The 11476-nt window shown below is 33.1% G+C and carries 12 protein-coding genes and 1 pseudogene; all 13 read left to right on the plus strand.

The window, feature by feature from the left end:
- Positions 1 to 116 precede the first annotated feature (116 nt).
- Complete coding sequence (gene dnaK / locus EG344_RS16625) at positions 117 to 2012, plus strand: molecular chaperone DnaK (RefSeq protein WP_123857315.1); 1896 nt, start codon at positions 117 to 119, stop codon at positions 2010 to 2012.
- 230 nt (positions 2013 to 2242) lie between these two features.
- Positions 2243 to 2812, plus strand: coding sequence for a helix-turn-helix domain-containing protein (locus EG344_RS16630; RefSeq protein WP_123910509.1), 570 nt, complete (start codon positions 2243 to 2245; stop codon positions 2810 to 2812).
- A complete protein-coding gene (locus EG344_RS16635; protein WP_123910511.1) occupies positions 2809 to 4065 on the plus strand; it encodes a site-specific integrase in 1257 nt (418 codons plus the stop codon). Before EG344_RS16630 ends, EG344_RS16635 begins: the two co-directional genes overlap by 4 nt.
- Entirely contained in the window at positions 4062 to 4802 is a 741-nt protein-coding gene (locus EG344_RS16640; protein WP_123910513.1) for a mobilization protein, read from the plus strand. Before EG344_RS16635 ends, EG344_RS16640 begins: the two co-directional genes overlap by 4 nt.
- A gap of 124 nt (positions 4803 to 4926) precedes the next feature.
- Positions 4927 to 5304: a helix-turn-helix domain-containing protein gene (locus EG344_RS16645; RefSeq protein ID WP_123910515.1), complete on the plus strand. Its 378-nt coding sequence runs from the start codon at positions 4927 to 4929 to the stop codon at positions 5302 to 5304.
- Positions 5301 to 6530 (plus strand): primase-helicase family protein, encoded by a 1230-nt coding sequence (locus EG344_RS16650; RefSeq protein WP_123910517.1) that lies wholly within the window; start codon positions 5301 to 5303, stop codon positions 6528 to 6530. The genes EG344_RS16645 and EG344_RS16650 overlap by 4 nt, the downstream gene beginning before the upstream one ends.
- Before the next feature lie 221 nt (positions 6531 to 6751).
- Positions 6752 to 6946: pseudogene (locus EG344_RS24530) on the plus strand (DNA primase); the annotation flags it as partial.
- Positions 6947 to 6952: 6 nt separating this feature from the next.
- Positions 6953 to 7630 (plus strand): toprim domain-containing protein, encoded by a 678-nt coding sequence (locus EG344_RS16655; protein WP_262697351.1) that lies wholly within the window; start codon positions 6953 to 6955, stop codon positions 7628 to 7630.
- A 146-nt stretch (positions 7631 to 7776) separates the two neighbouring features.
- Positions 7777 to 8226 (plus strand): plasmid mobilization protein, encoded by a 450-nt coding sequence (locus tag EG344_RS16660; RefSeq protein WP_123910521.1) that lies wholly within the window; start codon positions 7777 to 7779, stop codon positions 8224 to 8226.
- Positions 8219 to 9139: a relaxase/mobilization nuclease domain-containing protein gene (locus tag EG344_RS16665; protein WP_123910523.1), complete on the plus strand. Its 921-nt coding sequence runs from the start codon at positions 8219 to 8221 to the stop codon at positions 9137 to 9139. Before EG344_RS16660 ends, EG344_RS16665 begins: the two co-directional genes overlap by 8 nt.
- Before the next feature lie 25 nt (positions 9140 to 9164).
- A complete protein-coding gene (locus EG344_RS16670; protein WP_123910525.1) occupies positions 9165 to 9803 on the plus strand; it encodes a hypothetical protein in 639 nt (212 codons plus the stop codon).
- 76 nt (positions 9804 to 9879) lie between these two features.
- Positions 9880 to 10164, plus strand: a complete 285-nt coding sequence (locus EG344_RS16675; RefSeq protein ID WP_123910526.1) for a helix-turn-helix domain-containing protein — start codon at positions 9880 to 9882, stop codon at positions 10162 to 10164.
- Between the two features lie 12 nt (positions 10165 to 10176).
- The gene (locus EG344_RS16680) at positions 10177 to 11424 is read left to right on the plus strand and encodes a type II toxin-antitoxin system HipA family toxin (protein ID WP_123910527.1); all 1248 of its coding nucleotides are present in this window, start codon (positions 10177 to 10179) and stop codon (positions 11422 to 11424) included.
- The last annotated feature ends 52 nt before the right edge of the window (positions 11425 to 11476 follow it).

Here is an 11476-nt window from a genome sequence, read left to right on the forward strand (position 1 = left end):
TTATTTCAGGGTTTTTGTCTTGATTGTGTCATTTTGTCACAAAAAGGGATATGGTACAAATGTTGTGAAATAGTGAGTGTAAATTAAATATAAAAATTAGAAAAAAATAAAATATTATGAGTAAAATAATTGGAATTGACTTAGGAACAACCAACTCTTGTGTTGCTGTAATGGAGGGTAAAGACCCTGTTGTTATTCCTAACGCAGAAGGTAAAAGAACGACTCCTTCTATTGTAGCATTTACAGAAGATGGAGAAAGAAAAGTGGGTGATCCTGCAAAAAGACAGGCTGTAACGAATCCAACAAAGACCGTTTACTCTATCAAAAGATTTATTGGTACACACTTCAAAGAAGATGCTGCCGAAATCTCAAGAGTACCTTATAAGGTTGTTGCTGGACCAAACGATACCGTAAAAGTAAAAATCGACGACAGAGAATATACACCACAGGAAATTTCTGCAATGACACTTCAGAAAATGAAGAAAACAGCTGAAGATTACCTTGGTCAGGAAGTAACAAGAGCGGTAATTACTGTTCCTGCATACTTCAACGATGCCCAAAGACAAGCGACTAAAGAAGCTGGTGAAATTGCAGGTCTTAAAGTAGAAAGAATTATCAACGAACCTACAGCGGCAGCATTAGCTTACGGTCTTGATAAAAGCCATAAAGATCAGAAAATCGCAGTATATGACCTTGGAGGAGGTACTTTCGATATCTCTATCCTTGATTTAGGAGATGGTGTATTTGAAGTATTGGCTACAAACGGTGATACTCACCTGGGAGGTGATGACTTCGATGATGTGATCATCAACTGGATGGCTGACGAGTTCAAAGCTGAAGAAGGGGTAGATTTGAAATCAGATGCTATTGCTCTTCAAAGATTAAAAGAAGCAGCTGAAAAAGCAAAAATCGAATTATCTTCTTCTGCACAGACTGAAATCAACTTACCTTATATCACAGCTACAGCTACAGGTCCTAAACACTTAGTGAAGACTTTAACTAAAGCTAAATTCGAGCAATTATCTGCTGATCTTGTAAGAAGATCTATGGAGCCGGTTGCTAAAGCATTAAAAGATGCAGGTTTATCAACTTCTGATATCGATGAGGTAATCTTGGTAGGAGGTTCTACAAGAATCCCAATTATCCAGGAAGAAGTAGAAAAATTCTTCGGTAAAAAACCATCTAAAGGAGTAAACCCGGATGAGGTTGTAGCAATTGGTGCAGCGATCCAGGGAGGTGTATTAACAGGAGATGTAAAAGACGTATTACTTCTTGACGTTACTCCACTTTCTTTAGGTATTGAAACGATGGGTTCTGTATTCACTAAATTAATTGAAGCGAACACTACCATCCCAACTAAAAAATCTGAAGTATTCTCTACAGCTTCTGATAACCAGCCAGCAGTAAGCATCAGAGTAGGACAAGGGGAGAGATCTATGTTCAACGATAACAAAGAAATCGGTAGATTCGACCTTACAGATATTCCACCATCACCAAGAGGAGTTCCTCAAATTGAAGTAACTTTCGATATTGATGCGAATGGTATCCTAAGTGTATCTGCTAAAGATAAAGGAACTGGTAAAGAGCAGTCTATTAAAATTCAGGCTTCTTCAGGTCTTTCTGACGAAGAAATCGAAAGAATGAAGAAAGAAGCTCAGGAAAACTCTGCAGCAGATGCTAAGAGAAAAGAAGAAGTTGAAATCTTCAACAAAGCTGATGGATTGATTTTCCAAACTGAAAAGCAATTAAAAGAATTCGGTGAAAAACTTTCTGCTGATAAAAAAGCAGCAATTGAAGCAGCTCACGGAGAATTAAAAACGGCTTTCGAAGCTAAAAATTCTGATGACGTGAAAGCTAAAACTGAAGCGTTAGATGCAGCATGGATGGCAGCTTCTGAAGAATTATATGCAGCTGGTCAACAGCCAGGTGCTGATGCAGGTGCTCAAAACCCTGGTGGAAATAATGCTGGAGGTGAAGATGTACAGGATGCAGACTTCGAAGAAGTGAAGTAAGTAGCAATTATCATCGATTAACATCGATTGAAATAAATTAGTAAATCGCTGTAAACATTATGTTTACAGCGATTTTTTTGTTTTTACATTTTTAAACAATAGTTGATTTTAATGGATTTTTGTTGTATTTTTGTATCTTATTTGTACCGCATCTTAATGACGGACAATGTGGCTCTTATTGTATCTTAAATGTGCTAATGAGTATTTTTAAATTTAAAAATAGTTGAATTATGGGCTTCAGTAATCTTAAAATCCCGAAACTTTGTGAATTTTGTGAGAAACCATTTGAAGCAAAAACAGTTGCCACCAGATTTTGCAGTAAGTATTGCTCGGAAAAATTGGGGAAAAGGCAAAAACAATTGGCAAAAGAAATCGAGGCAAAAAAAACACTGTTAGAAAACTCAGTTTCTAAAATTGCTGAATTGCAAACACGACCTTATATATCTGTGAGCGAAGCTGAAATGCTTTTTGGAATTTCAAAAAATACGATTCATAGATTAATTAAAAATAAAAAAATACCTTCAATCAATTTAGGAGAGCGACTTACTCGTGTAAGCAAAGTAGATATAGAAAAAATGTTTACAATAGTTGAAATACCAGATAAATCTAAAGAAAAACCTGAGAAACCCAATTTTGAAGTTGGTAATTGTTATACAATTTCCGAAATTAGTTCAAAATTCCACGCTGATCCAGGAACTGTAACAAACCTAATTAAAAGAAACAAAATTCCGACAAAAAAAGTTGGAAGTTTCGTTTATGTACCTAAAAATTTAATTGATAAAATTTTTGCAGGAAAATGAAAGAGTTACTAAAAACCAAAGTTACCGTACGATTACGAAAAGCCGAATTCCGAAAAGAATGGTTTATTTATTTGGAAAGTTATCCTGTGATGATTCCTGGTAAAGATAAAGTTCAAAGAATCCGGGAATATTTAAACCGAAGTATCACAACTGTAGATTTTGATAAGAAAAGACCTGCAAGAACAACCCAAGAATCTGTTTCATTTAAACCTAAAAGAGATGACAATGGTATCATCGTTTGCAAAAGCGAAAATGATCGGGAAACAATGTTATATGCAGATTCTATGCGTAAATTACGTCAGAGAGAATATGACAATATTGAACTTTACAGCGAACTCGACAAAATTCAAGTAGAACAAAAAGAAAAATCGCAGGAAAATTTTGTGAGATATTTTGATTTGTTGGTTAATAAAAGACATAAAAACAATTCCGAATCTATTCAAATAAATTGGTATCGTTCGATAGAATTTCTAAAAGATTTTGGAGGCGAAAAAATTATGTTTTCGCAGATCAACACAAAATTCTGTGAAAATTTCAAATCGTATTTGTTGACGGCAAAAAGTGGTAGCAATAAGCAAGAGATTATTTCTCAAAATACAGCTTCAACTTATTTTTCTGTTTTCAAAGCTGCATTAAAACAAGCTTTTATTGATGGATATTTTACAACTGATATTTCGGCTAAAATAAAATCAATTCCACACGAAGAATCGAGAAGAGAATATTTGACGCTAGAGGAACTCAATACTTTGGTTGAAACACCTTGCGAACTTGATGTTTTAAAACGAGCAGCACTATTTTCGGCATTGACAGGTTTGCGACATTCCGATATTCAAAAATTGACGTGGAATGAAATCAATATTGAAAACGATCAAGCCAGAATAAATTTTACTCAAAAAAAGACAAAAGGCGTAGAATATATGCCGATTTCTAAACAAGCATTACAACTTTGTGGTGAAGCAGGTCTTCCAACTGATTTGGTTTTTAAAGATTTAACGAACCCAGCTTGGATTTCTCGACCACTTAAAAAATGGATTGAAAGTGCAGGAATTACCAAAAAAATAACTTTTCACAATTTCAGACATACTTTTGCAACGCTGCAACTTTCCAGCGGAACTGATATTTATACAGTAAGTAAAATGCTCGGTCATACGAACGTAAAAACTACACAAGTTTACGCAAAAGTGGTTGATGAAAAGAAAAATGTTGCGGCAGAAGCCATTCAGTTAAATACACTCTCAAAGATTAAAAAATGAAACATAATTACCAAGATATAATTATTCAGAATGTTTCTGTTGTCATTGGGAGCGCAATTACAGGTTTAGTAATAAGATTTGTGATGCTTGAAAAAGGCGCAGATCAATTTACTGCAAATAGTATATTTTGGATTGTCATACTTATAGGATTGGTGTTTTACACAAGTTTAGTTTTATTAGGTGTTTCATTATTTGAATTATACAAGCAATTAAGAAATAAGAAAAATTCAAAAAAACTTAATAATTATACTGAGGCTAATGAAAAAGTTGTTCAGATAGACAATACGGCGAAGATTAACTCAGCTGAAAATGTAGAGATTTTGGTTGAAAATAATATCGATACAAATGCAATCCGTACATTTCAACATCAGAAAAAAGTTCAACAAGAAAACGAAAAATTACAAATCGCCCTTCACTACACAAGAAATCATTTTGCCTTGTACGTTTCGGATGAAGATTTGGGTTTGCTTTGCAATACTGTTATTTCTTACTCGAAGAAGGAAGAAATTTCAAATTCAAAATTGATAGAAACAGCTGGACTTTCTAATCTAGACCTCTATCATTTCGGATGGAATATTTGGAATCATTTTAGACCAATAAAACAGGAAGAAATTTCAAAATTATTAAAAACTGTTTTTGTTTCGCTTGATGATATTGATTTAGATAGTATCAAATCACATTTGAAAGATGAACCTAAAAAAGGTATTATCACAATTCAAGAAAACTTGGCAGACTAACAAAAGACATAAAAAATTACAAAACGAAGTGTAAGTTAAGTGATTTCTCTGTGATTGCGTGTTTATAGGCGTCACAGAGAAATCACTTTTTTTCTTTGCACCATAACAATCAAAAACGATACTTATGGACAGCAATGAAATTTCATTCGAAAACCTGCCGAGAGCAGTGGCACATTTGGCTAACGAAATAGCCGAAATTAAATTTCTTGTGGAAAGAAAAGAAACAACTACAATTCCTCCAAAAAGAATTCCAATCGACATTGAAGCTGCGTGCGAATTAATTGGAAAAGCCAAACCAACGGTTTACACTTTAGTAAGAACTCGAAAAATTCCGTGTTACAAAAATGGTAAAAAACTCTATTTTTTTGAAGATGAATTATTAGAGTGGATTTCCCAAGGAAAAAAGAAAACCTTACAAGAAATTCAATCTGAAGCCGACGCCAATTTCAAGAAAAATTTCAGGAAATCGAATGGTGAGTTTAATCAAAATTCACAACGATGAGCCAAAAAATCCCCTACATCCGAGTCGGCACAACCTATTACAAAATAATAGAAAAACCATTAATCTCTGGCGACACAACCACAGTTTTGGTTCGTTGGAATCGCGAAACAATCATTAGTGACCACGGCAAAGCTTTTCTTTCCTCGATTCCAAAATATGATGGTTTTTGTTGTATTCCGGAACATTTAGATTATCAACAAATCGTTAGAGGTTTCTATAATATTTACAATGAAATCCCATTTTCGCCTTCATCTGAAAACGAAAATTTCAAAAATGAAGTTCCTTTTTCTCTGAATTTTGTGAAGCATATTTTCGGCGAACAGTTCGAATTGGGTTTAGATTATTTGAAAATTCTATTGCAGTATCCCACCCAAATTTTACCGATTCTTTGTTTGGTAAGCAAAGAAAGAGCAACGGGAAAATCAACGTTCATCAAATGGTTGAAAGAAATTTTCGGGTTAAATATGACTTACATTAAAGGAGATTCATTCGGAAGTCAATTTAATTCTGATTGGGCAGCAATGTTGGTTGTGGCGATTGATGAAGTGTTTTTTGATAAAAAAGAGATTACAGAAAGATTAAAATATCTATCGACCACCAACAAAGACAAGTTGGAAGCCAAAGGAAAAGACCGAGAAGAAATTGATTTTTTCGCCAAGTTTATTTTGTGTTCCAATAACGAAGAAAATTTTATTCAAATTGATGAAAACGAAATTCGGTTTTGGATTCTAAAAATAAATCCGATAAAAGTTGAAAATACAGAGTTTCTCGACAATCTCATTTCAGAAATCCCTCATTTTCTTCGGTTTTTAATCGAGAGACCTTTTTCAACAGAAAAGAAAACAAGAATGTGGTTTTCTGCCGATGAAATCAGGACAAAAGCACTCCAAAAACTGGTTTTCAAGAATAACAATAAGCTAGAATCTAAAATGATTGAGTTGCTGTACGAGTTTTTTGAAAGTAACAACGATGAAGAAATCAATGTCGTCCCGCAAGATATTCTCAATATGATGAACAGGATGTTTCGACCAACTTATTGGACGAGAAACGATATTCGAAATATTTTAAAGGAAATGTGGAAACTAAATCCCCAAAATAACGGCTTAACCTACATTAGATACGACATTGATTTTGCAGGAACATTCTATCAAAACAATTCCGTTGGGCGATTTTTCACCGTTAAAAAAGATTTCATTCTTCAAAAATATGTTGAAACGTTGAATTAATTGATAATGAAAAGAAAATCAATCAATTAGTTCTCTACAAAATCCTCAACAAACTTTTAAACCCACTTTTTTGTTGAATGTTTGTTGAGCAAATAAAATCAAGTTTGTTGAATTGTTGAGCTTTTGTTGAGTAATTAACTGTTTAAAAATCAATTATTTAATACATTTTCTCAACAATTACACAACAAATAACAATAATTAATACCCGAAAAATCTACAAGATGAATTGCAAACAATTTAACAGCATAAAGTTGGAAGAAGTCCTCCAAATTCTCGGACACCTTCCGACAAAACAAACGGAAAAAGAAGCGTGGTTTCTCAATCCATTTGCCAAAGAAAACCACGCCTCTTTTAAAATTAATAAAAATCAAAATATTTGGTATCTCTTTTCAGAAGGAATTGGCGGAAACAATATCGATTTTATGAAGAAATATCTAAATGCTTCTGTAAAAGAAGTTTTAGAATGGGCAGAAAATCAGAGTTTTTCTTCTTTTCAACAGCAAGAAACTTCCAATGGTAAATTGGAAAATCTTTCTAAAAACTATGAAATCATTGAAATTAAAAATGTTCAGCATCCTGCACTTTTAGAATATTTAAAGGAAAGAAATGTTGGAAATCAAACTCAATTTTTACAAGAAATTCATTATCGAATGAATGATAAAAATTACTTCGGAATTGGTTTTAAAAATGATTCTGGCGGTTACGAAATTCGCAATAAATACTCCAAAATTTGTTTGGGTAAAAAAGATGTTTCTACAATTAAAAACAGTTCAAATTCAGTTAGGATTTTCGAAGGTTTTTTTGATTTTCTTTCCTTTAAAAATGTAGAAAATTTTTTAGAAAAAGAACCTTCTGATTATATCATTTTGAATTCCGTTTCGATGATTCATAATATTAAAAATTCACTCGGGAATTATGAAAATATTGAGCTTTATTTAGATAATGATGAAGCCGGAAATAGGGCAGTTGAAATACTGAAAAGTGAAAACAAAAATGTAGAAGATTGTCGGATTTTGTATTCAGGTTTTAAAGACTTAAATGATTGGTTAATTCACAAAAATCCATCAAATGAAAGACAAGTGCAGCAAAGGAGAAGGTGAGTGAAATAAACACAGGTAAATATGATGGGATGCTAGTGCAAAAAGTACCCAAAGTTTACAATAAGCGTGGTCGCTGATCGTAAAATTGGGATTTTTGATTTCTTCCTATCGTCAGAAATGTTTTTAAATACACAAAATTTAATGAAATGGAAAACGACTTTTTACAAGAATTTATAAACCAAGCCACCAGAGAAAATGAAGCCAAAATTGCTCAGGAAAAAAGGAAAAAACATTTTCAAGAATTAGGCAGAAAAGGTGGTTTAAAAACTAAAGAAAACAAAAAACTGGATAAAGTGATTTCGATAAGAATGACCAATGCTGAATATGAATTATTGATTCAAAAACAAGAAAAATATCCGCTCAAATTATCGACCTATATCCGAAATGTTTTGTTCGAAAAAGAATTAAAAATCAATGAATTTAAAACTGATGAAACCTTGCTTCAATTTGGAACTCATTTCAAAAAAATAACCAATCTTTTGCGAAATCGAGAATGGACTGTTTTTGAAAATAAGAAAGAAATTTTAGCAAAAATTGAAATGACGGTTGATTTGATTCATCAATATTTATATTCAAAAACTCAGAAAAATGAATAATTCTGCAACCACAAGAACCATCACCAAAATTGCTTTAGAATACAATGGAAACGACAAAGGAACTGCAGAAATGGTGGCTTCAAATTGTCTTTTGAGTTCAACTTCTGAAGGTCAGTTTCTGGAAATGAAAACCGTTGCAGACCGAAACACGAATGTGAAAAAATGGGCTTTGACAGGCTATATTTCTCAACCCGACGAAATCGGAAGAAAGTTGACGGATGAAGAATTTACAGAAATCGCTACCAAAGCTTTAGAAAAAATTGGAGTGAGCGATAAGAATCAATTTCGATTGGATATTCATAACAGTACGAAACAAAAACACATTCATTTTATCGTCAATAGGATTGATATTTCGGGAAAATGTACGGTAAAATCACACGATGTAGGAAGAAGATTTGGAGAAGCAGTTCGGGAAGTTTGTAAAGAAAAAGGGTTGTTGACCGATGTGGAAATTGGAATTCAGAAAAAAGCAGAAATGCTGAAAAATTTAAAAGAAAGCCTAAAAACAGCGAAAAATTTTGATGAACTTATTTTTAAAATGAAAGAAAGAGGTTTTGAAATTCAATTATCCAAGAATGTGAAAGACGGCGTTTCGGGAATGCGAATCGTGATGGAGAAAGATAAAAACCCCAATACAGACAGAATTTATAAAGCAGGCTACAAACTTTCTGAAATTACCAACAAGTTAAAAATTGCAGAAATCAAAGTAATTCTCAATGAAAATAAAGAGAGAAAATTGGATGATGAAACTGTTTTTTCTGAAAATTCAAACCAAGAAAACAATGGAAATATACAAAAAAACAACTCCGTAATCAGCGAAGTTGGAAAAGCAATTGAGCAGTTTTTAAAACCAACGTACACCTCCAATTCGGATGATGAATTGTTAAAGAAAAAGAAGTGGAAATCGAGATAATAATTAAAAAAATAAATCAAAAAAAATGGAAAATCAAAAACAAAACGACGGAACGAAAAGCAACGGAATGGAATTGCTGGAAAACGTGATAAAATCTAACGAGAAAAATATTGCTTCAAACGAAGCAAATATCGAACAATTTGTAAAAGTTGAATTTGTTGTGGAAGACTTTATCAATTCGTCAAAACATATCCAGACTGGTTTGCGTGATGTAAGTGCAAAGTATGATGATGTCGAGAAATTGTATGAATTGGAGCAAGTGAAAAGAACTGAATTTCTTGCCAATATTCCCACCAAAATAGAAACAGTTCTTTCGCAAGAAACCATTGATTTTTATGATAATTTTGAAAACAAAGTTAAAAGACTAGAAAAATTTATCTGGAGTGGAATTGGAGTTACTGTTTTTTCGGTTTTATTGCTGATAATTTCCATCAATTTCGCAACCAAATGGTACAAAGAAAGCATCAAAGCAAAAAGCGAACTGCGCCAAGATATTCTAAATGAAATTGCTGGTGAAGGAAAAAAAATCTATGATGAAAAGGAGATAAAAATATTGAGTGAAAATACTGAAATTATGCAGCTTTGGATTAAGAATAATCCTAAAAAAGGGGAAGATTTTTTGAGATTTAAGGATGGGTTTGAAGCGAGTTTGAAATCAAAATAATCATTCTTTATTTTTTAAATGTTCGTTATTTCATTCAAAATAATTATATTTGTATGAAATAACAATCATTAATAGAATGAAACAACAAATAATCCTTCCCAAATTCAATCAATTATTAGAACAAATGGGAGAAAACATAAAACTCGCGAGGAAGCGAAGAAAACTCACTGCAGTACAAGTTGCGGAAAGAGCTGGAATTGCTCGTTCAACATTATATTTGATTGAAAAAGGCGATTCTAGTGTTTCGATGGGTGCATATTTTAATGTCTTAAGAGTTTTAGGATTGCAAAATGATTTCCTGAAATTAGCTGCAGATGACGAGTTCGGTAGAAAATTACAGGATTTGGAATTGCTGAAATAAACGGCTAATATTATGAAACAAGGAAAATTTGACATCTACGTTTTTGCACATTGGAAAGGAATGCTAGAACCAAAAATGATGGGAATTCTTTCCGCACATTACGGAAAAGGAAAAAAAGCGTTTGGTTTTGAATACGATAAAAATTGGATTAAAACGGAATCACAAAGATTAATTGATCCAGATATTCAGTTTTTTTCGGGTGCGCAATTTCCTAATAATAAAGAAAATTTTGGCGTTTTTTTAGACAGTATGCCCGATACTTGGGGACGAACTTTAATGAAAAGAAAAGCCGCACAACAAGCCAGAGAAAACGCTGAAAAGCAGCAAACACTTTATGATATTAATTATCTTTTGGGCGTTTACGACAAAACCAGAATGGGCGCTTTGAGGTTCAAAACTTCTTTTGATGGCGAGTTTCTTGATGATGATCACGAACATTCTACACCGCCTTGGTCGTCTATTCGAGAGCTTCAAGCCGCTGCGAAAAATTTGGAAGATGATGAGAATGTCGATGTCAAAAAATGGTTGGCGATTCTTATGGCTCCAGGTTCTTCGTTGGGTGGAGCAAGACCAAAAGCCAATATTGTAGATGAAAACGGAGATTTGTGGATTGCAAAATTTCCTTCTAAAAATGATACCATCGACAAAGGAGCTTGGGAATTTTTAGCGTACCAATTAGCGTTGAAAAGTGGTATAGAAATGACTGAATGTAAAATTGAAAAAATCACAGGAAAATACCATACTTTTTTCACGAAAAGATTCGATAGAGAAGGCGAGAGTAGGATTCACTTTGCTTCAGCAATGACGATGACGGGAAATAGTGAAGAAAATTTGAGATTTCACACTGCAAGTTATCTCGATATAGCCGAATTTGTAATGAATAATGGCGCAAATGTCAACGAAAATCTTCATCAACTATGGCGAAGAATTGTTTTCAACATTTGTATTTCCAATACTGACGACCATCTTCGGAATCACGGTTTTATTTTAACCGAAAACGGCTGGATTTTATCTCCGGCTTATGATTTAAATCCTTCTGTTGAGAAAGATGGATTGTCTTTAAATATTGATATGGACGATAATTCTTTGGATCTCAAATTAGCCAAAAGTGTAGGTATTTATTTCCGATTAAATGATTCTGAAATGGATGCTATCATTGTCAAAATTCAAGATGCAGTCAGTAACTGGAAAGATATTGCAACTGAAATCGGGATTTCGAGAGGAGAGCAGGAATTGATGGTAGGAGCTTTTCGATTTTAGTTCTTTTACGGTTTTCCTTTAGTTTCCTTTATTTGATTTTGTTATATTTACA

This window comes from Chryseobacterium sp. G0162, assembly GCF_003815715.1.
Lineage (GTDB): Bacteria > Bacteroidota > Bacteroidia > Flavobacteriales > Weeksellaceae > Chryseobacterium.

Coding starts and splice junctions, on each gene's coding strand:
- EG344_RS16675 (WP_123910526.1), top strand. CDS start 9,880: ATGAAACAACAAATAATCCTTCCCAAATTCAATCAATTATTAGAACAA.
- EG344_RS16640 (WP_123910513.1), top strand. CDS start 4,062: ATGAAACATAATTACCAAGATATAATTATTCAGAATGTTTCTGTTGTC.
- EG344_RS16660 (WP_123910521.1), top strand. CDS start 7,777: ATGGAAAACGACTTTTTACAAGAATTTATAAACCAAGCCACCAGAGAA.
- EG344_RS16635 (WP_123910511.1), top strand. CDS start 2,809: ATGAAAGAGTTACTAAAAACCAAAGTTACCGTACGATTACGAAAAGCC.
- EG344_RS16655 (WP_262697351.1), top strand. CDS start 6,953: ATGAAGAAATATCTAAATGCTTCTGTAAAAGAAGTTTTAGAATGGGCA.
- EG344_RS16680 (WP_123910527.1), top strand. CDS start 10,177: ATGAAACAAGGAAAATTTGACATCTACGTTTTTGCACATTGGAAAGGA.
- dnaK (WP_123857315.1), top strand. CDS start 117: ATGAGTAAAATAATTGGAATTGACTTAGGAACAACCAACTCTTGTGTT.
- EG344_RS16650 (WP_123910517.1), top strand. CDS start 5,301: ATGAGCCAAAAAATCCCCTACATCCGAGTCGGCACAACCTATTACAAA.
- EG344_RS16630 (WP_123910509.1), top strand. CDS start 2,243: ATGGGCTTCAGTAATCTTAAAATCCCGAAACTTTGTGAATTTTGTGAG.
- EG344_RS16645 (WP_123910515.1), top strand. CDS start 4,927: ATGGACAGCAATGAAATTTCATTCGAAAACCTGCCGAGAGCAGTGGCA.
- EG344_RS16665 (WP_123910523.1), top strand. CDS start 8,219: ATGAATAATTCTGCAACCACAAGAACCATCACCAAAATTGCTTTAGAA.
- EG344_RS16670 (WP_123910525.1), top strand. CDS start 9,165: ATGGAAAATCAAAAACAAAACGACGGAACGAAAAGCAACGGAATGGAA.